A 25,857-nucleotide genomic window follows, 5' to 3' on the forward strand; every position below is an offset into this window, starting at 1 on the left:
TCATGAAACCCGTTTGGATTGTGGATGATGACCAATCAATACGTTGGGTCCTTGAAAAGGCTTTTTCAAGAGAAAACATTGCGCACCGGAGTTTTTCAAACCCAAATGATGTGATGGATGCCTTAGAAAAAGACATCCCCCAAGTGCTCATCTCTGACATTAGGATGCCGCGTGGGAATGGTTTAGATTTATTACAAAATATTAAGGAAACCCACCCACAATTACCCGTAATCATCATGACGGCGTATTCTGATTTGGATTCTGCGGTCTCTTCGCTGCAAGGGGGCGCCTTTGAATATCTGACTAAACCATTTGATATTGATAAAGCGATTGAATTGATCCGTCGAGCAATAGTGCATGGCGAACGCAATCAACCCGCCAATAAAGAGATCGGAGCTTGGCGGCAAGATTCTACTGAGATCATTGGTCAGGCGCCAGCGATGCAGGAGGTGTTTCGCGCTATTGGACGCCTAGCCCAGTCCCATTCCACCACGCTCATTACCGGTGAGTCAGGTACCGGTAAGCAATTAGTTGCTCAAGCGTTGCATAAACACAGTCCTCGCGCTAAGGGGCCTTTTATTACTTTTAGCACCTCAGCGGTTCCGAAAGAATTATTAGAGTCTGAGTTATTTGGTCATGAGCGGGGCGCATTTTCTGGTGCCTTGACTATGCGACGTGGACGCTTTGAACAGGCTGATGGTGGAACCTTATTAATTGATGAGGTAGGCGATATCCCTTTCGAATTGCAAACCCGTTTATTACGTGCTTTGACTGATGGTCACTTTTACCGCCTTGGTGGTCAAGATCCTATTAAAGCCAATGTACGCATTATTGCTTCGACCCATTACAACTTAGAATCTAAAGTTGCTTCAGGATCATTTCGAGAGGATTTATTGCATCGCCTCAATGTGATTCGCTTGCGGATGCCGCCATTGCGCGAGCGCTCTGAAGATATTCCTGTTTTAGCAAAGCATTTTATGGATGCATGCGCAAAGTCCCTTGGCGTAGTAGCAAAAAAACTTTCTGATGAAGTTTTACAGCAAATGAGCAATATGCCTTTTGCAGGCAATGTGCGTCAATTAGAAAATCTTTGTCACTGGTTAACGGTCATGACGCCCGCCAATATTGTGGGCATAAGTGACTTACCGGCTGACGTTTTAGCGGAAACACCTCAGCAGCCCTTGCATCTGCAAGGAGAGCCTACTATCAATGCGATGTTGCCCAGCCGCCTAAATACAGCCGACTGGGAAAGCGGTCTTGGTCGCTTAGCGGTCAAAATGCTACAAGACGGTGAGAAAGACGTCTTCAGCGCTCTAAGTGCCCAGTTCGAAAAGACTGTTCTCAAGGCGGCTCTTGAAGTGACTCGCGGCAGAAGAGTGGAGGCAGCCCAGCGCCTCGGAATCGGTCGAAATACTATCACCAGAAAATTGCAAGAGTTAAAGCTAGATGACTGAATCAATTCGCATAGCCGCTTGGAATGTTAATTCTTTAAAGGTCCGCCTTCCTCATGTAAAGCGTTGGTTAGAGGAGCAAGAGGCCGCTAAAAAGCCGATCGATGCCTTGTGCTTGCAAGAGCTGAAAATGACTGATGATAAGTTTCCTCATCAAGAACTTGAGGCTGCGGGCTATATAAGTTTGGCAGCAGGGCAAAAAACCTATAACGGCGTAGCTATCTTGGTGCGTCGTGCGGCCTTGGCACCAATAGCAACCGATTTGGAAACCACCTTTCTAAAGCCCCTAAGAAATATTCCTGGCTATGCAGATGAGCAGCAGCGAATCTTGGCTGCCACGATCTGTTTTAAGGGCATGCAACCAATTCGCCTTGTTTCGGCTTACTTTCCAAATGGCCAATCGCCTGATAGCGAGAAGTTTATTTATAAATTAGGCTGGCTCACAGCCCTGCATTCTTGGTTAGAAACTGAGTTAAAAGACAGCGCACGGTTCGCTTTACTCGGTGACTTCAATATTGCACCAACCGATGCTGATGTGCATGACCCAAAGGCATGGGAGGGTCAGAATCTCGTTTCCCCACCTGAGCGTGAGGCGTTTCAAGGCTTACTCGACCTTGGGCTTTATGATTCATTTAGGCTGTTTGAACAGGCCCCAAAAACCTACAGCTGGTGGGATTACCGCATGATGGGTTTTAGGCGTAATGCTGGGATGCGGATTGACCATATTTTGTTAAGTGATGCTCTCAAGGCTAACTGCCTCTCGAGCATCATAGACAAGGTACCGCGAACATGGGAGCAACCTTCTGATCACGCACCCGTCATCGCAGAAATTAAAGCTTAACCCTCTAATGAAGCCTCTTTGCTAAGACCACCATGGCGTAGTAGGGCATCAATCTTAGGATCGCGCCCACGAAACGCTTTAAAGGATTCGGCTGCCGAACGGCTGCCGCCCACTTCTAAAATTTCAGTACGGTAGCGCGCTCCAGTATCCGCATTCAACACTGAACCAGTTAATTTTGCGGCCTCTTCAAATGCTGAATAAGCATCTGCAGAGAGCACCTCCGCCCACTTATAGCTGTAGTAACCTGCTGCATAACCACCTGAGAAAATATGGCTAAAGGTATTAAGCCAGCGAGAGATCGTAGGTTGTGGAATGACGTTGTAAGTGTCGGCAATTTTTCGGGAAAAGTCTAAAACAGCTTGCTCTTCAGTGGTTTTAGGATCAAACGTCGAGTGCAGGCGCCAGTCCACCAAGGAAAAAATGACTTGGCGTAGCGTAGTTAAACCACTTTGGAAGTTTTTAGCAGCCAACATCTTTTCATATAAGTCTCGGGGTAAGGGCTTGCCAGTTTCCGCATGGGCTGTCATCTTTTCGAGTACCTCCCATTCCCAGCAGAAGTTTTCCATAAATTGACTGGGTAACTCTACCGCGTCCCACTCGACACCATTGATACCTGAAACCCCAAGTGCTCCCACTTGGGTTAACAAGTGGTGCAAACCGTGACCACTTTCATGAAACAGCGTTATGACGTCGTCATGTGTAATGGTAGGTTGACGCAATTTGCCATTCAACTTCACTGGAGGTGCGAAGTTGCACACCAAGTAAGCTACCGGCACTTGAATCTCCCCATTCGCTAATTGACGTCGCCCACGGGCATCGTCCATCCAAGCGCCGCCCCGTTTACCAGGCCGAGCGTAAGGGTCTAAATAAAAATAGGCAATTTTTTCACCAGCCTGATTGCTGATGGAGAAGGATTTCACATCTGCATGCCAAGTGGGTAAGTCAGCGCCTTCAATCTGTACGTCAAATAAACTTTGAATCACTCCAAATAGACCTTCTAAAACTTTTGGAAGTGGAAAATATTGTTTGAGTTCATTTTCTGAAAAAGAGTAGCGCTCATGTTTTAAGCGCTCTGCAGCAAATGCGATATCCCAAGGCTGCAGTTCGCCCTCAAGATGAAGTTGCGACTTGGCGAACTGGCTTAGCTCTTGCCAATCGAGCTTGGCAAATGGCTTAGCTTTTTGGGCAATGTCATTTAAAAACAAATCTACCTCAGCCACGTCCTTAGCCATTTTTGCAGCTAAACTCAAGTCCGCATAATTTGCGTAGCCCAGTAAATGCGCTTCTTCATTGCGAAGGCGTAGCTGCGCCAACATATTTTCTGAATTATTCCAAGCGTCTTCACCATTGCCAAACTGAGGGGCTAATTCAGAGCATCGAGTGACATACGCCTCATACATCGTGCGGCGTAAGGAGCGATGTTCCGCGTACTGCATCACTGGATAGTAAGAGGGAAAGTGCAAAGAAAAAGCCCATCCTTGAACTTTCTTTTGCTCAGCCAGTTCGGCAGCGGCAGCAATAGCATCCTCTGGCAGTCCAAGTAAATCAGCTTCATCTGAAACGGTATGAATAAATGCATCAGTTGCATCTAAAACGTGATCTGAAAAAGCCTTGGCGAGATGCGCCTGCTCATCTTGAATTTCTGCAAAACGGGGCTTATCTGCCTGCGCCAATTCAGCGCCGCCTAAGCGAAAATCTCTTAATGAATTATTGACAACTTTTTTTTGAGCAACACTCAGTTGATTGAATTCTGGGCTTTGACTCAAGCTTTTAAATTTGTCATACAAAGCCAAGTTTTGTCCCAAACTAGAGAAAAAAGCCGTAACTTTGGGAAGCATCGCCCCATAGGCTGAGCGCAACTCAGATGTATCGGCCACGCTATTGAGGTGAGCTATCACGCCCCAAGATCTTCCTAAAGACTCCGTTGCATCTTCAAGCGGCTCAGCTAGACTGGACCATGACGCAGGAGTATCGGCTGTAGTTGCAATCACCACGGCCTGCTCGGCTTGTTCAAGCAAGTAGTCGATTGCCGGTGCGATATGCTCGGGTTTGATACTTGCGTAACTAGCAATGTCGCGACCAAAAGACAGTAAAGGGTTATTTTTTAATGAATCGGGGAGGGTGAGCTGATTATTAGTAGTCATCCCTCTAGCTTAACGGACTGGCGATGATTTAGCTAATGCTTGGCAGATTTTTCTGCGGCCTCTAAGGTGTTCATCAATAGCATAGTGATTGTCATCGGACCAACTCCACCTGGAACTGGGGTAATCCAGCCAGCGATGTATTTGGCGGTATCAAAATCGACATCTCCACAGAGTTTGCCATCAGGCAAGCGATTAATTCCCACATCAATGACTACTGCACCTGTTTTAATCATATCGCCTGTAACCATTCTGGCTTTGCCAGTGGCAACGACCAGGATATCCGCATCTTTTGTATGGTGAGCCAAGTCACGTGTTTTGCTATTGCAAATAGTTACAGTAGCGCCAGCTTGCAGCAAGAGCATCGCCATTGGTTTGCCAACGATATTGGAGGCGCCGACAATCACAGCTCTTGCGCCTCGAATAGGGTAGTCAATACTTTCTAATATCTTCATGCAGCCGTACGGTGTGCACGGTTTAAATTCAGGATTTCCAACCATGAGAGCGCCAGCATTGGCGACATGGAAGCCATCCACATCTTTATGTGGAGCGATTGCTTCAAGTACGCGCTCAGCAGCAATATGTTCAGGTAGCGGGAGCTGGACTAAGATGCCATGAATCGCTGGATCGGCATTCAGTGTTGCAATGCGCGCCAACAGAGCCTCCTCATCTAGATCAGCGGAGTAACGCTCTAATACTGAATGAAAGCCAACATCTTCACATGCCTTTACTTTGTTACGAACATACACTTGGCTGGCTGGGTTGTCGCCCAGCACAATGACGGCTAAACCGGGTCGCGTTCCTTTAGCAGTCAGAATCGCGCCGCGTGCGGCGATTTCTGCGCGCAGTTTTTTTGAGAGAAGATTTCCGTCTAGTAGCTGGGCTGGCATGGGCAAGTTAATTAGGTTGGGGGTCTGATAAGGCTAAGCGAAGTAGGTCGGCAACCGTATTGACGTTGAGCTTTTCCATAATATTGGCGCGATGGGCTTCTACAGTCTTTATAGAGATACTCAGATCGTCTGCAATTTGCTTATTTAGGCGACCTGCAACAATCCGCTCAAGTACTTGCCGCTCGCGGCCGGTGAGTTTACTCAGCAAACTTTGAGTCACCTTACGTTGGCTAGCTTGTGAATAATCTACCCGAGCCTTGACCAGCATGCGATCAACGAGACTGCACAGTTCATTTTCTTTAAATGGCTTTTCAATAAAATCTACCGCGCCACGTTTCATGGTTGACACTGCCATGGAGACATCACCATGCCCTGTAATGAAAGCAACGGGAATAGGCAGATTTTCAGCAAGCAAGCGTTCTTGCAACTCCAACCCAGACATGCCGGGCATTCTGACGTCGAGGATTGCGCAGGAGATAGTGGATTTATCCGTACTCTGCAGTGACTGCAAGAAGCGTTCCGCGCTCGTATGACAGCGTACAACATAGCCATTGCTTTCTAGCAACCAAGTGAGGGAATCGCGCACCGCTTCGTCATCGTCGACAACATAAACAACTTCAGCTTGATTCGGTTTAGCTCTGACAATGGTGTTCATGTGGACTCTCAAAAAGGTGAAACACGGATTAAGCGTTGGCTATTGCTCTCTCAGAATCGGGAGAATCAATCGGCAATAGTATTGTAAAGGTGCAGCCAATCATTTTGGTATGTTCTGCATCCATGTGATTTTTGGCCCAAAGCCGACCATGGTGCGATTCTACGATGGAGCGGCAGATGTTGAGCCCCATACCCATACCGTCATTTTTGGTACTAAAAAATGGCTCATACATTCGTTCAATGATATTTTCGGGGATGCCTGAACCGGCATCTGTTACCTGAATGCGCAAAGTAGCCGGAAAAGAGCCGGTATCTAAATCAGCGGAGATCGTCACCGGGGGTGCTGACCAGCGAGATGAGAGGGGGTACACGTCGCGCACGCTGTCTAACGCATTCTTGAGCAGGTTTACCAATACTTGCAAGATCAGAACTGGGTCTAGCTCAACCATGGGTAAGTCTGTGGCGACGTTTGAGGTAATGCTTAAGCGTTGACGATGCGCCTCAATCTCCACTAAGCCAACTGCATCATTAATAATTAAAGCGATATCAGTCGATTGACGCTGCGGCTCACTGCGCTTTACAAAGCCACGAATACGTTGAATGATGGTGGCTGCCCGATGAGCTTGTTCGGAGGCTTTTTCAAGCGCGGGCAGGATGTCTTTCTCAATCGCAGGATCTGAATATCCTTGCAAGCGTTTGACAACCCCCATGCAGTAGTTTGAAATTGCAGAAAGCGGTTGATTCAGTTCATGAGCAAGTGACGAGGCCATTTCACCCATCGTGGTTAAGCGACTGGTAAATTGCATGCGCTCATCTTGCTGGCGCGATATATCATCCGCGTGTTTGCGCTCAGTAATATCTGTCGCAATCAGGATTTGTGCCAAGTGACCATCAACCCATGGAATGAAGCGTCGACGCACTTCATACCAAGTGTTGGTAACGCCGGGTAGCTCGATTTCTTCGGATTCGGCTTCTTGCAGTAAATAAGAGGGCGGAATGGTCTGGTCAAAGTCATTTAATTCCTCACCTAGTTCCCGCATTGAATTTTGCTCGGGCTCGCCTCCTGCCAGCTGGAAGTGGCCAGTTGCACCTTCACCAAAATGTTCTCGGTAAAAACGATTCGCAAAAAGTAGCTCTCCCTTATCGATCGAGACTACTGACACTGCTGCATCAAGCCCTTCCATCACAGTAACAAAGCGGTCTTGCGATGCAACGAGCTCTTCACGAATTTTCTTGGGTTCCGAGATGTCAATTAAAGACGCAACCCAACCTGTTTGGATTCCCTTTTCATTAATGAGGGGGGAAATAAAAGTACGCGTATGAATTTGCGCGCCATCACGTCGCACAATCATTCCCTCAATACCAATTTTATTTTCTGAGGAAAAGGAGGATAGAAAGGCCTCATTCATTTTTTCCGAGAGCTCATCTTTTCTGCTATCTGGCCAAAATTCAAATGGCGGTGCCAGACCCATTAACTCTTCACTAGACCAACCAGTCATCTCGCAGAAAGCTCTGTTCACATAGGTGATCCGCTTTTCCATATCATGCGCGCGAATGCCTACTGGAGTCGAATTCTCCATCGCATTACGAAAACTGGTTTCTTTTCTGAGATTAGCCTCGGCTTCTTGACGAACTTGCATCTGCTTTAAAACAGACCATAAGCTCCAGATTACGAAGGCGCTTAATCCAAGAGTGACCGCAATCAACATCCTAAAAGTCACGTTGGTCGGAGGAGGGTAGGAATCAATCCGTAAGGTGAGGTTGGGGCTAAATGCGCCCATGTCTAAAGTAGTCTGGTTACTTAAGGCGCGTCGGGGCGTATTTTTATCTGAGGATATCGCAATCACTTTTTCTTCATCTGCGATTAAGGTGAAGCGATACATGGCTTTAAGTTCACTGGGAATCATGCCCAGTAGACCTTGAGTCGTATATAAAACAGCGAAAATACCGTTGGAATTATCGGCCCCAGGATTGGGGATGACCTCCCAAAAAACATTGCGAACATCCTTGCTCCCAGTATTTTCACTATTTGATTCCAGGGGGATGAATTGACTGAATGCAGGGCGATTCGTTTCTAAACTGAGATTAACGGTTCTTTGGAGCGCCTTCTCCACATCTGGCGTACTCTGGTACCGATCCAATGCTTCTTTTTTGGTATTTACTGCTGGCACTTGCCATTGGATCTGGCGACTAGGGCTAAGCCAGATTACCTTGGCGATTTCATGATTACTTGCCACCATGTGAATCGCTTGATCAACCGCGCTCTCTTTTATTTTGACCTGATCATAGCCACTTACGTAATCTCTACTGATCGCCGATAGGGTCTCGCTATTGTTTATCATTCTTAATTGAATGCGCTGTTTTGCAAATGAGAGCTCTCTAAATATAGCGGCTTCTTGCTGGTGTTTCTCTTGAAGTTGCAATGTACCCAAGATCACGCCCATCACGGCGGTAAAAATAACAATTGCTAAAAGTGGGGTGTAAACGAGCCTAAAGCCCCGAATTTTACGAAACCACTTAATGGGGTTCTGTTGTGCGATAGATGAGACAAGTTTATTCATGGAATGAACTTATTTTGCCTGATCTGTTCATCTAGGCATCTAAATGTGTTGGCTGAGCTATTTCTTTGCAGTGCAATAAAATATCGCATTATGAGAAATACTCCCATTATGTGAAAAACTGCTTGTTTAGCCCTAAATACCTTTTTAGAATAATCCTATTAAGTTTTATTACCAAGCTACATCTAATGGAGGCAGTTCATGGCAGCAGTTCCAGAGCAGATTTTAGGGACCAAAAATGCGCAGGATGTCGATCCAGGCGAAACCCAAGAATGGTTACAAGCCCTAGATGGCGTAATTAAAAACGAAGGCCCTGAAAGAGCCGCCTACTTAATAGATCAGCAAATTTCTCATGCGCGCACGAATGGCGTCAACCAGCCATTTCACGCTGAAACCCCCTACATTAATACCATTCCCGTTGAGGCTCAGGCACGCTTACCAGGGGATCAAAATGTAGAGCACCGGATTCGGTCTTATACCCGCTGGAATGCGATGGCAATGGTTCTCAGAGCGAATAAGGATACCAATGTGGGCGGCCATATTTCTTCCTTTCAGTCTGCTGCCACTCTATATGATGTGGGCTTCAATCATTTTTGGCATGCCCCATCACCAGAACACGGTGGCGATCTGATTTTTGTTCAAGGACACTCAGCACCAGGTGTTTATGCTCGAGCGTATATGTTGGGTAGATTGGCAGAAGAGCAAATTCATAATTTCCGTCAAGAAGTTGGTGGCAAGGGAGTTTCAAGTTACCCGCACCCTTGGTTAATGCCCGATTTTTGGCAATTTCCAACTGTATCCATGGGTCTAGGACCCATCATGGCAATTTACCAAGCGCGCTTTATGCGCTACATGGAAGATCGCGGCTTTATCAAGCCAGAGGGCCGCAAAGTTTGGGCATTTTTAGGCGATGGTGAAACGGATGAGCCTGAATCGTTGGGTGCTATCGGTATGGCTGGCCGCGAAAAGCTCGACAACCTCATTTTTGTAGTCAACTGCAATCTACAGCGTTTAGATGGACCTGTACGGGGTAATGGAAAGATTATCCAAGAGCTCGAGAGCGAGTTCCGAGGCTCTGGCTGGAATGTGATTAAGGTCGTTTGGGGCGGTCAATGGGATGCCTTATTTTCGCGCGATAAAAAAGGCATCTTGATGCAGCGCCTCGGTGAAATCGTTGATGGCGAATACCAGACAATGAAGGCTAAGAATGGCGCCTATGTACGCAAGGTAGTTTTCAATACGCCTGAACTACAAGCCTTGGTCAATGACTGGAGTGATGATGAGATTTGGCAGCTGAACCGTGGTGGCCATGATCCGCACAAAGTCTATGCTGCTTTTCATGCTGCGGTAAATCATGCTGAGCAACCTACGGTTATTTTGGCGCACACCATTAAAGGTTACGGCATGGGTGCTTCTGGTGAGGCAATGAACATTGCGCACCAAGCGAAGAAGATGAATGACGATGATGTCCGTCGTTTCCGTGATCGCTTTGAAATCCCCGTTAAAGACGAAGAGTTGGATGAGATGCCTTTGGTGAAATTCGTCGAAGGTAGTCCTGAGCTGGAATACATGAAGGCGCGTCGTCAAGAATTGGGTGGTTACTTGCCTCAGCGCCGCATGAAGGCGGAAAGCTTGCCAGTGCCTTCGCTTGAAGTATTTGCACCAATGCTTGAGGCCACTTCTGAAGGTCGTGAGATTTCCACAACGATGGCCTTCGTCCGAATCCTCAATACGATTGTGCGTGACAAAGTATTGGGCAAACGGGTAGTGCCCATCGTGCCAGATGAGTCCCGTACTTTTGGTATGGAGGGAATGTTCCGTCAACTCGGTATTTGGAATCAGTTAGGTCAGCTCTACACGCCAGAAGACCATGACCAATTGATGTTTTACAAAGAAGATAAGCACGGCCAAATCTTGCAAGAGGGTATTAATGAAGCGGGTGGCATGTGTGATTGGATTGCTGCTGCGACTGCTTACTCTACCCATGGCGTGCCGATGTTGCCTTTCTACATTTTTTATTCGATGTTCGGCTTTCAACGTATTGGTGATTTAGCTTGGGCCGCTGGAGATATGCGCAGTCGTGGTTTCCTTTTAGGTGGTACCGCAGGCAGAACCACCTTAAATGGCGAAGGCTTGCAGCACGAAGATGGCCATAGTCAAGTATGGAGCGCAGCGGTACCTAACTGTATGAGTTATGACCCTACATTCTCATTTGAGGTTGCGGTAATCATTCAAGATGGTATGCGTCGCATGCTCGCAGAGCAAGAGGATGTGTACTACTACATCACTTTGATGAATGAAAACTATACCCACCCCGCAATGCCAAAGGGAGCGGAGCAAGACATCATTAAGGGTATGTATAAATTAAATTCGGTTGGCGATGCAAAAGCGTCACTTCGGGTTCAGTTATTAGGTTCAGGAACGATCTTCCGTGAAGTGATCGAGGCGGCACATTTGCTTCATCAAGATTGGGGTGTTTCTTCTGATCTGTGGGGCTGTCCTAGCTTTAACTTATTAGGGCGTAATTGGGCTGATGTACATCGCACCAATTTACTGAATCCCACTGCAGAGCCAATTCTCTCTCACGTTGAGCAGCGCCTTAAAGATACAGCCGGTCCCGTGATTGCGGCAACAGATTACATGCGTTTATTTGCAGAGCAAATCCGCCCTGCAATTCAACATCTTGGACGTCGTTATGAGGTGTTAGGGACTGATGGTTTTGGTCGCTCGGACACGCGAGAGAAATTACGTGATTTCTTTGAGGTAGATCGGCGCTGGATAGTGCTAACAGCCTTGCGCGCTCTAGCAGATGCCGGCCAATTTGATCGTCAGAAATTAGCTCAAGCTATTCAGAAATATGGCATTGACACTAACAAGCCTAATCCAATGACGGTTTAATTAAAAGATAAAGACCATGAGCCAAATACTTGAAATTAAAGTTCCCGACATTGGGGATTACAAAGATGTACCCGTCATTGAAGTGTTAGTCAAAGTCGGCGATGTGATTGAAAAAGAGCAATCTATCGTTGTACTAGAGTCTGATAAAGCGACGATGGATGTACCTTCTTCTCACTCTGGTTTGGTGAAAGAAGTCAAAGTAAAGGTGGGCGACTCTCTTTCTGAGGGATCGATCGTGGTGCTATTGGAGGAGGATGGTCAAGTCGCTTCCATTGCTGCTCCAGCACCGAGCCCGGCACCAGCTCCCGGGACTCCAAAAGCAACGCCGCCAGTAGAGCCTCCCATTGCGCGTGCACCAGCGCCACCCCCATTGAGCGCTCAGCCGGCAACAGTTGAGCTTGGCGGTAGCCATGCAAGCCCATCAGTGCGTAAATTTGCCCGCGAACTAGGCGTGACAATTGATCAGGTCAATGGCTCAGGTCCAAAGGGACGTATTACTCAGGAGGACGTGCAAGCCTTTGTTAAGGCTGCGATGAGTGGTGGTGTCGGAGTCGCATCAACAGGATCTAATGGCAGCTTGGGTGGTTTAAGTTTACTTCCTTGGCCTGCAATCGATTTCACCAAGTTTGGTGAGGTTGAGCGCCAACCACTCAGTCGTATTAAGAAATTGAGTGCTGCTAATTTAGCGCGTAATTGGGTCATGATTCCGGCAGTTACTTATCACGAAGATGCTGACATTACTGACTTAGAAGCATTCCGTATTTTGACTAATAAAGAAAATGAAAAGCAGGGCGTCAAAATTACAATGTTGGCTTTCTTGATGAAGGCTGCGGTTGCGGCCCTCAAAAAATACCCTGAGTTCAATAGCTCACTTGACGGCGAGGACTTGGTGCTCAAGAAGTATTTCAACATTGGCTTTGCAGCCGATACACCGAATGGCTTAGTAGTGCCAGTGATTCGCAATGCAGATCAAAAGGGAATCTTTGCCTTAGCGCGTGAAACTTCCGAACTTGCTGCTTTGGCTCGAGAGGGCAAATTAAAGCCCGATCAAATGCAAGGGGCTAGTTTCACAATTTCTTCTTTAGGTGGTATTGGCGGTACGTATTTTTCCCCAATCGTCAACGCCCCTGAGGTCGCGCTTTTGGGCGTCAGTAAGGCTGCAATGAAGCCAATCTGGGACGGCAAGCAATTTGTTCCTCGTCTGATTTGCCCGCTCTCTTTATCCGCTGACCATCGAGTGATTGATGGTGCATTAGCAACCCGCTTTGCAGTTTATATTGCCCAGCTCTTGTCCGACTTCCGTCGCGCAACTTTATAAGGAAGTCTGATGGCTAAGCAAATGATTCTTGTGCCTGATATTGGCGAATACGCTGATATTCCCGTAATCGAGGTGTTGGTAAAAGTGGGTGAGCGTATTGAGAAAGAACAAGCGCTTTTAGTGCTCGAGTCAGATAAAGCCACCATGGAAGTTCCTGCGGATGTCGCGGGTACGATTACCAGTCTAGTGATTAAGCTTGGCGATAAGGTGAGCAAGGGGAGTGTGATTGCAGAAATCGAAGTGGCAGACTCTGCGGCACCAATAGGAGTCTCTCAGCCCGCCCCCCAGCCAGCAGCGCAAGTTTCACCCGCAGTAGCAATACCATCAACCCCGCCTGTCACAGCATTAAATCAATACAGCGGTAAGGTGGATCATGAGTGTGAGGTGCTGGTATTAGGTGCTGGTCCTGGCGGTTACAGTGCTGCATTTCGGAGTGCCGATTTGGGGATGAATACCATATTAGTCGAGCGTTTCGCTACCTTGGGTGGGGTGTGCTTGAACGTAGGTTGTATTCCTTCAAAGGCATTACTTCACACCACCGCAGTAATGGATGAAGTGAAAACCATGTCCCATCACGGGATTACTTATGGCGAGCCTGTGATTGATATGAATCAATTGCGTGCCTATAAAGATGGAGTCATCGCTAAATTAACCGGTGGTTTAGCTGGCATGGCCAAGGCCCGTAAAGTCAAAGTTGTGCGTGGCTTAGGGCGCTTTCTTGACGCGAATCACGTTGAAGTAGAGATGACGAATGGTGAAGGTCAAGAGCCGACTGGTCAAAAAGAAGTGATCCGCTTTCAGAAGGCGATCATTGCCGTAGGCAGTCAACCTGTGAAGCTCCCATTCCTGCCAGTTGATCCCCGCATTGTAGATAGCACGGGAGCGCTACTTTTAAAGAGTATTCCCAAGCGGATGCTAGTGATTGGTGGTGGCATTATCGGGCTAGAAATGGCGACGGTATACAGCACGCTTGGTGCACGCATTGATATTGCGGAGATGTTGGACGGTCTCATGGCGGGCGCTGATCGCGATTTGGAAAAAGTATGGGAGAAGTTCAACTCAGGCCGCTTTGAAAGAGTCATGCTTAAAACTCGTGCTACCAAAGCACAAGTTACAGATAAAGGGATTGAAGTCACTTTTGAAGGTGAAAATGCCCCAGCCGAACCGCAAACCTATGATTTGGTCTTGGTAGCAGTGGGGCGCTCGCCTAATGGTAAGAAGATCAGTGCTGCCGCCGCAGGAATTGATGTTGACGAGCGAGGTTTTATTTCTGTCGATCGACAGATGCGCACCAATGTCCCTAATATTTTTGCGATCGGTGACTTAATCGGTCAACCCATGTTGGCCCATAAAGCAGTCCATGAGGGCCATGTAGCCGCTGAAGCAGCAGCCGGGCATAAGTCCTATTTCGATGCGAAGCAAATTCCGTCGGTAGCTTATACCGATCCTGAAGTTGCATGGGCTGGTATGACAGAGGAGCAATGTAAAGCGCAAGGCATCGCCTACGAAAAAGGTTTGTTTCCATGGGCTGCTAGTGGCAGAGCCATTGCTAACGGTCGAGATGAGGGCTTCACAAAATTGATTTTTGATGCCACGTCTAAGCGGATTATTGGTGGTGGTATTGTCGGCACGCACGCCGGAGACTTAATTGGGGAAGTCTGTTTAGCGATTGAAATGGGTGCGGATGCTGTAGATATAGGCAAAACGATTCATCCCCATCCAACCTTAGGTGAATCCGTTGGACTGGCTGCTGAAGCGGCACTTGGGCATTGCACCGATTTGCCGCCGGTAAAAAAGAAGGCGCACTAAATCGCTTTTGTAATGAGTTCTGCGGTTTAAAAGGAGCCCTGATTTATTAGGGCTTTTTTCATGGGCCCAAAGAAATAAGCCTAAAATCAGTCCATACAATTTCCAAGGCTACCGTTAGCAAGATATGAATGTAAAACTTGATTGGTTGATTGCTCCGTTTTTTGTCTTGATTTGGAGTACTGGCTTTGTCATTGCCCGTCTTGCGATGCCTTATGTTGAGCCAGCTACCTTTTTGTTTTGGCGTTTTATTGGCGTGTTGATTGCGATGTCCGCACTCAGTCTGGTCTGGCGTATGCAATGGCCTAGCTTACCTCAGGTTCGGCATATTGCCGTAGCTGGCTTATTACTTCAATTTGGTTACTTGCTGGGAGTGTGGTTCGCTGTTCGTTTGGGAATGACAGCGGGTTTAGTTGCCATCATTGTTGGCTTACAGCCGATTTTAACGGCCTGGTTTGCTGCTTGGATTTCTGAAAAAGTTTCATCAAGACAGTGGTCAGGTCTAGCATTTGGTTTTGCTGGAGTGGCTTTAGTCGTAGTTGAAAAAATCGGTTTTAATCACATTCCTTTGCTCAGTTATATTTTGGCGTTTGTGGCCTTGTTATCAATTACATTTGGCACCTTGTATCAAAAAAAGTATTGCCCAGTATTTGATCTTCGCGCTGGTTCCTTAATTCAATTTAGCGTCTCAGCAGTTCTGTGTTTTCCTTGTATGTATTTCCTGGAGTCAGGCGTAATCGTTTGGAATACTCCCGTTATCGTGGCAATGTTGTGGGCGATCTTCCCGCTCTCAATCGGCTCTATTAGCTTGCTCTATATGATGATTCGTAAGGGCGCTGCGACTAAAGTTACTAGTTTGCTATATTTGACCCCACCATTCACCGCAGCTATGGCTTGGCTCCTTTTTAATGAACCCTTTACTGCCATGATGGCGGTTGGTCTAGCACTAACGATGACTGGTGTGGTTTTGGTGAATGCTCGCAAATCAAATTCTGTGGCTACGATTGCAGAATAAATTCGTTTTGATGGCACAGCTTTCAAGCTTGCTTTGTTTAGATAAATCTCTGCGTTGAGAGAAAGTTATTTATCATTCGGTATGTTGAAAGTTTATGAAGGTATTTTTGGGATGCGTTTGAATCGATTTTTGTCCGCGGCTGGCGTTTCCCTATGGATGGTGGGCGTAACTTGGACTGTAGCAGTAGCCTCGACCGATCAGTCTACCCAAGCAACCAATTCAAGCAAGTCTGCCAAGTCTGCCAAGTCTGTCAGGGCGTCGAAAGATAATGTGGCAAGCGCTGCTAAACCTGCAACTGCATCAGCTAAAACATCCCTTAAGATTGTTAAAACTTCTAAGAAGTCACAGAAATCCGTCCGCACCAGTGTGACGCGCTCGACCCAAGTTGCCGTTGCAACAGCGCCCTCACTGGCAACCGCCCTTGGATTGCGTGGCCAGAATGATCAGTTGAGCCTCAAATCTAGCGTAGTCATGGTCGTGAATCAGGATACTAAAGAAGTCTATTACGAGAAGAATTCAGCGGTAAGTTTGCCGATTGCATCGATTACGAAGTTAATGACCGCCATGGTAGTGCTGGATTCCAAATTGCCAATGGATGAAGCGGTTGAAATTAATGCCGATGATGTGCACATTTATCACACCTCACGTTTGGCTAGGGGAACCGTCCTGACTCGGGAAGAAGCACTCCTCCTTGCTCTCATGTCCTCAGAGAATCGAGCTGCCTATACTTTGGGTCGAAATTATCCTGGCGGCATTCCCGCATTCGTTGAGGCCATGAATCGCAAAGCGAAGGAAATTGGCATGAATCATTCGCACTTTGCTGATCCGACTGGATTGCTTAGTGAAAATGTAGCCTCAGCTGAAGATTTGACACGCATGCTTAATGCCGCTTATCAATACAAAATGATTCGTGAATTTTCTACCTGGCCAACGCTCACCATGGTTATCAACCAGCGTCCCCAAATTTTTCTAAATACGAACCGCCTCGTACGAGCCGGCGATATGAATATCGGCTTACAAAAAACTGGCTTCATTAATGCTGCCGGACGGTGCTTAGTGATGCAGGCTCGCGTGAATAACACCCCTTTACTCTTGGTATTTTTGGACTCTGTTGGGACACAGTCACGCTTTGCGGATGCTGTACGCGTAAAAGACTGGTATGAACGTTCTGGGGAACTTCAGCCAATTCGGCGTTTAATGTAAAGAGGCTTTTTAATCAGCGGTCGGGTCTGTAAACTTAGGCTTATACCCCATGCCCTTTGAAATTTTCAGGGCAGTTTCTTGCAGCGAGCGCGACCAATCAGCCTGAATACGATCCGTTGGCGCGCTGAGTGAGAGACCAGCGACCAACTTACCCGAGTCGTCCAGAATTGATGCTGCATAGCAGCTTACGCCGAGTTCAAGCTCTTCATTATCTTTGGCGGTACTGAGTTGACGAACTTCTTCAAGCTCTCTATCTAGTCGTACTAAATCGGTAATACTATTTTTAGTATGCCCATTTAAACCAGTGCGAGCAGCATAAGCGCGAACTTGATTGGCATCATCACTTGCTAAGAATAATTTACCAACCGAGGTGAGGTGCAGCGGGGCACGACCACCTATTGCTCTTACCACCTGCATTCCAGAGCGCTCGCTGTAGGCGCGATCAACATAAACAATCTCGTCTCCTTGGCGCACCGAAAGATTGATGGTTTCCCCAGTAGATTTATGCAAAGCACGCATTGGTATTTGAGCGGCTTCTCGCACAGAGAGACGAGCTTTTACTAAATTACCGAGTTCTAGCAAGCGCAAGCCCAAGCGGTAGGTACCACCATCACCACGCTCGACCATCCTGCAGGCTACCAAGTCATTCAATATGCGATGAGCGGTAGAGGGGTGCAAGGAAGTGAGGGCAGCTAGATCTTTTAAGCTGCTGGATTCCTCATGGATTGTTAAGGCATCCAATAAGTTCATCATGCGCTCCACCACCTGGATGGCGGTTTTACCAACTTCCCCAGGAATCTTCTTGGCGGCGAGGGATTTAGTTTCACTCATGCTGAATATTGTATCGATTTTCCCCAAAATTGCATATTATGAAATGTAATCTCATGAAGTCTTTTTAGGAGTTTTTAAAAAAGAGGTCGATTTGCGAATAAGAGGAGTTGGAAAACAGTGCATTTAAATATATAGTGCATTGAAAGAATGCATTACGCACCATAAGCGGGATTTTTACGGCTTGGATGGATGGGTCTAGTTCACAATTAGTACTGTTCTAATTATTCAGCCTCACTCACACTTTAAGGATATTGCAATGAGTTCATCAACCATGGGTTTGCAAAGTACAAGCAGTAACCCATTGAAATCGAAATGGATCCAACTGGCTTTGGGTGTTATTTGTATGATGGCTATCTCCAGCCCTCAGTATGTTTGGGCGCTCTTTACCAAGCCAATCATGGGTCAGCTAGGCGTTACTTTGACCGAGCTACAGATTACATTTTCCATCTTGATTGTGCTGCAAACCTTTTTCTCGCCATTTCAAGGCTATTTAGTCGACAAATTTGGCCCTCGCTTATTGCTTTCTATCGGTACGGTGTTGACCGGAGCAAGTTGGGTTTTATCGGCTAATGTAACTACGGTATCTAATCTCTATATTACTTATGGTGTGTTGGGGGGACTGGGTACCGGCATTGTTTATATCGGTGTTGTTGGTTTGATGGTGCGCTGGTTTCCAAGCAATCGTGGTTTTGCCGTGGGCATGGTTGCAGCCGGCTATGGCATCGGCGCTTTATTAACCACTTTCCCAATTGCAACCAGTTTGGCTGAGTCAGGCCTGCAAGGAACCTTAACAGTCTTTGGCTACATTATTGGTGCCGTTGGTTTATTGGCTGCTCAGGGTATTCGTGTACCGCATGCCGATCGTACGCAAACCGCCAGCCAAATTGAAGCAGCTGCTTCAGGAGTCTCTCCTAAAGTAATGCTGAAAACCCCCGTTTTCTGGTTAATGTTTTTAATGATGTCGATGATGTCTACCTCAGGTCTGATGGTGATATCGCAAATGGGTGCTTTTGCAAAAGATTTTGGTATTACATCGGCAATGGTTTTTGGTATGGCTGCATTGCCGCTGGCATTGACTATTGACCGTGTTTGCAATGGCCTTACTCGCCCCTTATTTGGTTGGATCTCTGATCGCATTGGCCGTGAGTACACGATGACTATTGCTTTTGGTCTTGAGGCGGTAGCGATGTTTGTCTGGGTCATGACTCGCTCAGATCCGGTCATGTTTGTGTTGATGTCAGGTATTGTATTTTTTGGTTGGGGCGAGATTTTCTCTTTATTCCCATCCACCTTGACAGACACGTTTGGCCAAAAACACGCCACCACAAATTATGGCTTTTTGTATATGGCTCAGGGTGTGGGATCCATTATCGGAGCGCCTGTTGCAGCGTATATTCATGGAGTAACAGATAGTTGGATGCCTGTCTTCACAATCATGATTATTTTGGATGCCAGTGCGGCAATCCTAGCCTTCTTTGTGCTTCGTCCTATGCGTGCTAAATACTTAAAAACGCAAGCAAGCTAAAGATTGAGTACTACTAATGCATGAGGGCCAATCACTTTGAAGTGACTGGCCCTTTTTTATTGCCTCAAGGGGTATGAAGACTCTAGAATGCGCTAACTGCGCCATCACTCCTTGGATCCCAGCCACCATGCAGCGTGCCAGAGGGATCGCGAATAATGCAACCAGCATGACCAACGCTCTCATCGAACGAATCCAGCATTTCAATGTCGTGCCCTAAGTTATGCAGCTCTTTGGTGACCGAAGGATTAAAACGGGATTCGAGTTTGAGGCTATCGCTAGTCTGACCCCAAGTGCGTCCCAGCAACCAACGTGGACGGCTAATAGCATCTTGTGGATCTAGCCCATAAACTGCAGTGCGTGTAAAAACCGCGCATTGGGTTTGGGGTTGTCCATCGCCGCCCATCGTGCCATAGACCATCGTGCGTCCATCCTTGAATAAGGCGAGCGCTGGATTGAGCGTATGAAAGGGTTTGCGATATGGTTCTAAATGATTGAGAGTTGCTGGATCTAAAGAAAAACTACAACCCCGATTTTGCCAATTAACGCCTGTACTAGGGAGCACGATCCCAGCACCAAACTCATGATAAATACTTTGAATAAAGGAAACGCTGTTTCCTTGCCCATCGACTACTCCCATCCAAATCGTATCCGCCGGACCTTTACCTTGACCCCATGGCAATGCCTTTTCTAAATTAATATTGCTTGCTAATTTTTTAAGGAAAGCGGGAGACAAGAGGGATTGTGGATCTCTTTTCATATAAGCAGGATCCGTCACAAACTCATCACGCACTTTAAAAGCTTGTTTTGTGGCCTCGACGCACAGATGGACATATTCCGCGCTATCGACTTTGAAGCGCTTTAAATTCAGCTGATCTAAGATGCCAATGATCATGAGTGACACAACACCTTGAGTAGGCGGAGTCATGTTGTAGACCTTGCCCATGCTGTGCTTTAACTGCAAGGGATCAATCAGTTGCGCGCGATGCCGACGCAGATCGTCAAGTCGGAGGGGGCTGCCTAGATCGGTTAATTCTTGCGCAAGCGAGTTTGCTAAATCACCGCGATAGTAATCGTCAGTCCCTTTACGAGCAATCTGGTCTAAAGTCCTAGCAAGACGTTCTTGTTTAAAAATGCTGCCAACTTCAGGAGCCTCACCTTTAACTAAAAAGGTTTTGGCAAAACCAGGAATAGGGCTGAGCTCTTCCTGTTTTTTCGCAGTCAAGCTTGATTGGCTATAAGTGACTGGTACACCGTGTTCGGCATAATAAATTGCGTCTGCTAACAAACGGGAGAGCGGTAGTTTTCCTCCAAGACCTTGCTTTGAAAGACGCTGCGCTGCACCCCAGCCAGAAATCGTTCCGGCAACGGTATTGGCTGCTAAAGCACCGCGAAAGGGAATCGATTGGGTTATCCCCCGATCGGCATACCATTGCTTTGTAGCCAAACCTGCTGCTGCACCACAAGCATCAATGCCACCCATTGCCTTGCCAGGGGAGTGAATTACCCAGAATGAGTCGCCACCTATGGAGTTCATATGGGGATAGACCACCGCAATCGTTGCGGCGGCAGCAACCATTGCTTCTAAGGCATTGCCTCCCTCCCTAAGAACAGCTAAGGCCGAACCTGATGCGAGGGAATGCGGCGCAACCGCCATTCCTCTAATTCCCCATTTTTGTTGCATTGAAAACTCCCCCTAGAAACGGATTAAATAGATATTTATTATTGTGTGACTCAAAACCGAATCAGCAACACAGCGCAAAGATTCATTAGGCTCTATTGCTTTAAGGCAGTCGCACATTCGTAAACCAGTGCAGGCCCTTTGAAAATCAGTCCGCTATAAAGCTGGATTAAGCTAGCGCCAGCCGCTACTTTTTCTTGGGCATCAGCACCAGACAGAATGCCACCCACTCCGATGATCGGTATAGCGCCTTGCAGACGCGCATGCAGCGTTTTAATGACGTCCGTTGAGGCTGCCTTAAGCGGTGCTCCTGATAAGCCGCCTGCTTCATGTCCATGCTTTAATTTACTTACTGACTCCCGAGCGATAGTGGTGTTGGTGGCAATTACGGCGTCAATGCCAAATTCCTGCAGAAGATCAGCAATCAGATTGACATCCTGATGATGTAAATCTGGTGCTATTTTTAAGAAGAGGGGCTTGCGCACGCTGTAACTATCGTTAAGTCGCTGGCGGGCTTCGCTCAAGTCCCTGAGTAATGAGCGCAACAAATCTTCACCTTGGAGGGCACGTAGATTCTGCGTATTGGGCGAAGAGATATTGACGGTAATGTAGCTAGAAATTTCATAAACAGATTCCATCGCCTTGATGTAGTCGCTTGCGGCGCTTTCAATTGGGGTGGCTGCATTTTTGCCGATATTTAAACCAAGTACCCCCCCGTTTTGCCAAAAGTTAGATTGCTTAACTCGTTCCACACAAGTCTCAACACCATCATTATTAAAGCCCATGCGATTAATAATCCCTTGGGCTTGAGAGAGTCTAAACATGCGCGGTTTTGGGTTGCCTGCTTGTGGCAGAGGAGTGACGGTACCTATCTCAAGAAAACCAAATCCAAGTGCGGCGAGTGCATCAATGTGTTTGCCATCCTTATCGAGTCCAGCGGCAAGTCCCACTGGATTAGGAAAGGCAATGCCACAAACAATTTTGGGGTCGGAAACTGGTTGTTCGATGAGAAGCTTGAGTAAACCCCAGCGCTCCGCACGATCCAAATTGCTAAGCGCTAAATTATGGGATTGTTCGGGGTCTAATTTAAAGAGTAAGGGGCGTAAATATGCGTAACTATCAATCATGGTTAGATATTATGGCCCAATGATGGGCTGCCAGCGATTCTCGAGCAAACCTTCAAGGGGTTGAAAGAGGACCTTGTAAGCCATTTTTTCACTATTTTTTATGTAGTAGCCCAAATAAAGATAGGGCAGATTGAGTTCACGGGCTTGCTCAATTTGCCAGAGGATGCTGTAGGTTCCGTAACTAGATCCGTTATCACTCGCATCGTAAAAGGTATATACCGATGAAATTCCCTGCTCAAGAATATCAATCATGCTCACCATTCGTAAACGACCAGGAGTCACTCCTAAAGCGCCATCTCTGAATTCAACGATGCGCGAGTTTACGCGACTTTGCAGTAGAAATTGAGTATATTGATCTTGATCATCCCCATCCATAGCACTACCAGTGTGACGCTCTTTTTGGTATTTTTGATAAAGTGCAAAGTGTTCTTCTTGATAGCCTAAATCCAAAACATGCACTTCTAAGTCTTGGTGACGCTTGCTTGCGCGCCGTTGGCTTCGATTGGGTTTGAATTGATTGACCAATACCCTCGAGGCTATACAAGCTCTGCAGGCATCGCAATAAGGTCGATAGGTGTAAAGACCACTCCGCCGAAATCCTGCATCAACGAGCTCACCATATAAATCTGTGTTGATAAGGTGGGCAGGTGTTGCAACCTGGGACCGTGCAATCCGGGTGGGAAAATAACTGCATGGATAAGTTGCTGTTGCGTAAAACTGCAACGTTGTTAAGGGAAGCTCATTTAACTTTGTCATAACCAATGCCGCAAAATTGCTTTATCAAATTTCCATAGAATCTCTATAGTAGATTGATTTTGAGCGACCTGCAGAGCCTCAAGGAAATCTACCCTAGCAATGGGTTTCGCGCCTAAGGAGCTCAAATGACTTGTTTCTTGCTGGCAGTCAATCATGCCAATCCCTTGTTGCAGGCAAAAAGCGCAGAGTGCCGCTAGGGCCAGCTTTGAGGCATCAGGTTGGCGGCTAAACATCGATTCACCAAAAACCATTGTGCCAAAAGAAACGCAATACAAACCCCCAATGATTTGTTGACCCTGCGTAATTGCGATGCAATGTGCTCGCCCTTGTTCAAAAAGTGCCGTATAAGAATCCATGATTTCATGAGTGATCCAGGTGCCATCTTGATCTTTGCGTGTACTTGTTGCACAGGCACGCACAATAGCCCCGAAATCACCGTCCACAATAATATTGCTGTGAGGATCCAGCAGAAATTGACGTATCGTTTTTTTAAACGAGTGATGACATTCAAAATCCGCTGGCTTTAAGACCATGCGTGGATTTGGTGACCACCATAGTACGGGTTGATTATCGGAGTACCAAGGAAAAATACCGGATTGATAGGCGGCTGCTAGCTGCCCTGGATAGATTCGCTCACTCACCGCAATTAAGCCAGGGACGGTGGGATCTGGATCTTCTTGATACAGTGGATTGGGGAAGGGATCGTTAGCGCCTAGCCAGTGAATGGTGCCCATAGTTTCTAAGCGAGTTTTTTAAACCTGCTTTTTTGGAAGGAGGTCGCGGCAATGCACCTGAGCGTCAAGGCCTGTATTGAATGCGCCTGATGCGCGATCAGCAAAGAACCATTCCAGCGTGTATTGCACAGTAGGGAATGCAATGTCATCCCAAGGAATTTCATTTTCATTGAATAAAGCCACTTCGAGACTTTCTTCACCGGCAGAAAAGTCAGGCGTTGTCATTCTAGCCAAATAGAAAAAATGGACTTGCTGTGCTTGGGGTACGTTTAATACCGAATACAGTTGACCAATTTGGACTTCAACACCAGCTTCCTCGAGTGTTTCTCTGGCGGCCCCTGCGCTGGTACTTTCACCTAATTCTAAAAAACCCGCTGGTAGCGTCCAGTATCCAAGCCTAGGCTCAATAGCGCGCCGACATAACAATACCTGTTTGCCAAACACGGGGATACTGCCCACAACATTCCGGGGATTTTGATAATGAACTATCCCGCAAGCTTCACAGACAAAGCGCTCACGCGAGTCATCTGCTGGAATCTTGACGGAAATAGGAAGGGCGCAGTTTGAACAAAACTTCATGCAGACTTTCTAAAAAGAGGCGGTGATAGTGCCGCGCAGGGCATTGGTAAGCATCAGTTCATCTGCCATTAAAACATCCTCAATAGTCAGGTTAGCTTCACGGGCATTCCAATGTGGGTCATTAAGAATTTTGGCGCGCATCACGCCCGGAAGAACGCCCGCAGAAACAGGGGGTGTAAACCACCCAGACACCCCTTTTAGCTTAATAAAAACACTGGTTCTTCCACCTTCTGTTACCAAACCATATTCATTGATAAATAGAGCATCAAATCCACCCTGAGATTCAGCTATTTGCCAAGCTTGATCATAGACCTCTCGAGAGTGCGTTTTATGCCTTAACAGCGGATTACCTGAATACATCATGCCTTGCTTACTTTCAGGCAATAGGTCTCTAGCCCAAAAAACTTTGACTATCTTTGGGAGGGGTTCGAATACAGAGGTTTTAATAGCGATCTCTCCAAAAGGAGATAAATCCAATCTGAGGCGATAGGAGTAGTCCTTATCCACGAGAAGGACTGCCTGATGAATCTGTCTCTCAGCCTCGCTAAGATTAAATGGAATCATTAAGTCCATGGCAGAGGTTTGCATACGCTGCAAATGCGCCGCCAGCATTTGAGCCGTGCCGTGCTTAACCAAGATGGTTTCAAAGAGTCCTACCTGGCTAGGTAGCTGAGTCAGAAAAGCGGATTTAACACTACATTCTTCCCATTCTTCTTGAGCGCGAGAGTCATGGGTAATTCCGGCACCAACCCCCAAGACAAAGGTGCTTGCTTGAGATGCCTCTACACGCTCAATTTCAACTGTCCGAATCGGCACGCTCAAGGCAAAATCTCCTTGCGGATCAAACCAACCTAGGGCACCGCAGTAGTAGCCTCTGTCGGTCGGCTCCAACTCTTGAATGATTTCCATGCTCCTTTTCTTTGGTGCCCCCGTAACGGAACCGCAGGGAAAGACCGCATTGAGTATTTCTAAGAGAGTGAGATGGGATTTAGCCTGAGCCTCAATCGTTGAGGTCATCTGCAAAACATCACCATGTTGTGCAACGCTAAAAAGGGCGGGGACATGCACGCTACCTAGTTCCGCGATGCGACTGAGGTCATTACGCAGTAGATCAACGATCATCACATTTTCAGCCTGATTTTTAGGATCAGAGGATAAGTGCTCGGCCGTCGATTGAAGGGCATTAGCAGTGCCTTTCATAGGCATGGCTTTTAACGTATCACTCTCTCGCTGCAGAAAGAGCTCGGGTGATTGCGAAAGAATAAAGTGAGTACCAGAATCAATATAAGCCCCGAATCGACCTGGCTGGCGCGCCCGCAAGCGTGCGTACAAAGCAAGCGGAGAGCCATACACTTTGCCGGTAATGCGGAAGGTATGGTTTATTTGGTAAACATCACCATTGCGAATGTACTCTTGAATAGTGCAAATATCTTTGGCAAAGTCGCTCTCATGCAAAGACAGTTGAACATCACTGATTCCACACAGTCGCTGCTCCTCTTGCAGCAGTGCTAACTGCGTTGCTAACCACGCATCCACTTCTAACTTGGAGAGTGTTTGGTAGCTAGAAAATGACCAAGCTTCAATGAGTGGGTGTGAGCTAGGGCGTGCAGGAAGATCGTGAAATTGCTGGCCTAATTCATAGGCAAATGCTGCAACAACATATTCGCCCTTGGCGAGAGCCTGCTCTAGATCCCGCAAACATTCTGCAGTTTGCAGAACATCTTCCGCGGACTGCCCACTGGGCTCAATCCTCCAGTAGGCAATAGGTTCTTGATAAAGACGGCTCGAGGGTCTTGCATCAGTACTTTGAGCGTCATCAAGCAATATCATTACATGTGCTTCGAGCTTAGTT

At 47.1% G+C, this 25,857-nt stretch carries 19 protein-coding genes; 8 read left to right on the forward strand and 11 right to left on the reverse strand.

What is annotated here, in order from left to right; all coding sequences use genetic code 11:
- Positions 1-2 precede the first annotated feature (2 nt).
- Both ntrC and xth read left to right on the forward strand, forming a co-directional pair.
- Positions 3-1,454 carry a nitrogen regulation protein NR(I) gene (gene ntrC / locus CP950_RS04040; protein ID WP_096672605.1) on the forward strand — a complete coding sequence of 484 codons (1,452 nt, stop codon included), beginning with the start codon at positions 3-5 and terminating at the stop codon, positions 1,452-1,454.
- On the forward strand, positions 1,447-2,292 hold the full coding sequence (gene xth, locus CP950_RS04045) for an exodeoxyribonuclease III (RefSeq protein ID WP_207760204.1): 846 nt from the start codon (positions 1,447-1,449) through the stop codon (positions 2,290-2,292). Before ntrC ends, xth begins: the two co-directional genes overlap by 8 nt.
- On the opposite strand, the gene CP950_RS04050 is transcribed toward xth, so the two are convergent.
- The 4 genes from CP950_RS04050 to CP950_RS04065 are packed head-to-tail and all read right to left on the reverse strand — an operon-like array spanning position 2,289 to position 8,538.
- The gene (locus CP950_RS04050) at positions 2,289-4,436 is read right to left on the reverse strand and encodes a M3 family metallopeptidase (protein WP_096672607.1); all 2,148 of its coding nucleotides are present in this window, start codon (positions 4,434-4,436) and stop codon (positions 2,289-2,291) included. The two genes, xth and CP950_RS04050, sit on opposite strands and share 4 nt — an antisense overlap.
- Before the next feature lie 32 nt (positions 4,437-4,468).
- Positions 4,469-5,323 (reverse strand): bifunctional methylenetetrahydrofolate dehydrogenase/methenyltetrahydrofolate cyclohydrolase FolD, encoded by an 855-nt coding sequence (gene folD, locus CP950_RS04055; protein ID WP_096672609.1) that lies wholly within the window; start codon positions 5,321-5,323, stop codon positions 4,469-4,471.
- 7 nt (positions 5,324-5,330) lie between these two features.
- The gene (locus tag CP950_RS04060) at positions 5,331-5,978 is read right to left on the reverse strand and encodes a response regulator transcription factor (protein WP_096672611.1); all 648 of its coding nucleotides are present in this window, start codon (positions 5,976-5,978) and stop codon (positions 5,331-5,333) included.
- Positions 5,979-6,006: 28 nt separating this feature from the next.
- Positions 6,007-8,538: a PAS domain-containing sensor histidine kinase gene (locus CP950_RS04065; RefSeq protein ID WP_096672613.1), complete on the reverse strand. Its 2,532-nt coding sequence runs from the start codon at positions 8,536-8,538 to the stop codon at positions 6,007-6,009.
- 198 nt (positions 8,539-8,736) lie between these two features.
- Between CP950_RS04065 and aceE the strand changes: the two genes are divergently transcribed.
- The 5 genes from aceE to CP950_RS04090 all read left to right on the forward strand — a co-directional run bounded on the left by aceE (position 8,737) and on the right by CP950_RS04090 (position 16,775).
- Positions 8,737-11,433 (forward strand): pyruvate dehydrogenase (acetyl-transferring), homodimeric type, encoded by a 2,697-nt coding sequence (gene aceE / locus CP950_RS04070; RefSeq protein ID WP_096672615.1) that lies wholly within the window; start codon positions 8,737-8,739, stop codon positions 11,431-11,433.
- 16 nt (positions 11,434-11,449) lie between these two features.
- Positions 11,450-12,751: a dihydrolipoyllysine-residue acetyltransferase gene (gene aceF, locus CP950_RS04075; RefSeq protein ID WP_096672617.1), complete on the forward strand. Its 1,302-nt coding sequence runs from the start codon at positions 11,450-11,452 to the stop codon at positions 12,749-12,751.
- Positions 12,752-12,760: 9 nt separating this feature from the next.
- Positions 12,761-14,560, forward strand: coding sequence for a dihydrolipoyl dehydrogenase (gene lpdA, locus CP950_RS04080; RefSeq protein ID WP_096672619.1), 1,800 nt, complete (start codon positions 12,761-12,763; stop codon positions 14,558-14,560).
- 124 nt (positions 14,561-14,684) lie between these two features.
- Complete coding sequence (locus CP950_RS04085; RefSeq protein WP_096672621.1) at positions 14,685-15,572, forward strand: DMT family transporter; 888 nt, start codon at positions 14,685-14,687, stop codon at positions 15,570-15,572.
- 111 nt (positions 15,573-15,683) lie between these two features.
- The gene (locus tag CP950_RS04090) at positions 15,684-16,775 is read left to right on the forward strand and encodes a serine hydrolase family protein (RefSeq protein ID WP_243391914.1); all 1,092 of its coding nucleotides are present in this window, start codon (positions 15,684-15,686) and stop codon (positions 16,773-16,775) included.
- A gap of 9 nt (positions 16,776-16,784) precedes the next feature.
- On the opposite strand, the gene CP950_RS04095 is transcribed toward CP950_RS04090, so the two are convergent.
- The gene (locus CP950_RS04095; protein WP_096672623.1) at positions 16,785-17,606 is read right to left on the reverse strand and encodes an IclR family transcriptional regulator; all 822 of its coding nucleotides are present in this window, start codon (positions 17,604-17,606) and stop codon (positions 16,785-16,787) included.
- A 256-nt stretch (positions 17,607-17,862) separates the two neighbouring features.
- Between CP950_RS04095 and oxlT the strand changes: the two genes are divergently transcribed.
- Entirely contained in the window at positions 17,863-19,131 is a 1,269-nt protein-coding gene (gene oxlT / locus CP950_RS04100) for an oxalate/formate MFS antiporter (RefSeq protein WP_096672625.1), read from the forward strand.
- Positions 19,132-19,213: 82 nt separating this feature from the next.
- Here oxlT and CP950_RS04105 read toward each other — a convergent pair whose 3' ends face one another.
- The 6 genes from CP950_RS04105 to CP950_RS04130 all read right to left on the reverse strand — a co-directional run bounded on the left by CP950_RS04105 (position 19,214) and on the right by CP950_RS04130 (position 25,835).
- Positions 19,214-20,812, reverse strand: coding sequence for a gamma-glutamyltransferase family protein (locus CP950_RS04105; RefSeq protein ID WP_096672627.1), 1,599 nt, complete (start codon positions 20,810-20,812; stop codon positions 19,214-19,216).
- Positions 20,813-20,904: 92 nt separating this feature from the next.
- Positions 20,905-21,936 carry a quinone-dependent dihydroorotate dehydrogenase gene (locus CP950_RS04110; RefSeq protein WP_096672629.1) on the reverse strand — a complete coding sequence of 344 codons (1,032 nt, stop codon included), beginning with the start codon at positions 21,934-21,936 and terminating at the stop codon, positions 20,905-20,907.
- A 9-nt stretch (positions 21,937-21,945) separates the two neighbouring features.
- Positions 21,946-22,692 (reverse strand): arginyltransferase, encoded by a 747-nt coding sequence (locus tag CP950_RS04115; RefSeq protein WP_096672631.1) that lies wholly within the window; start codon positions 22,690-22,692, stop codon positions 21,946-21,948.
- Entirely contained in the window at positions 22,689-23,426 is a 738-nt protein-coding gene (aat, locus tag CP950_RS04120) for a leucyl/phenylalanyl-tRNA--protein transferase (RefSeq protein ID WP_096672633.1), read from the reverse strand. The genes CP950_RS04115 and aat overlap by 4 nt, the downstream gene beginning before the upstream one ends.
- An 18-nt stretch (positions 23,427-23,444) precedes the next feature.
- Positions 23,445-24,005: an NUDIX hydrolase gene (locus CP950_RS04125; protein ID WP_096672635.1), complete on the reverse strand. Its 561-nt coding sequence runs from the start codon at positions 24,003-24,005 to the stop codon at positions 23,445-23,447.
- Between the two features lie 9 nt (positions 24,006-24,014).
- Positions 24,015-25,835, reverse strand: a complete 1,821-nt coding sequence (locus CP950_RS04130) for a bifunctional chorismate-binding protein/class IV aminotransferase (RefSeq protein WP_096672637.1) — start codon at positions 25,833-25,835, stop codon at positions 24,015-24,017.
- Positions 25,836-25,857 lie beyond the last annotated feature (22 nt).

Origin of the sequence: Polynucleobacter meluiroseus (assembly GCF_900205755.1) — a bacterium.
Classification (GTDB): domain Bacteria; phylum Pseudomonadota; class Gammaproteobacteria; order Burkholderiales; family Burkholderiaceae; genus Polynucleobacter; species Polynucleobacter meluiroseus.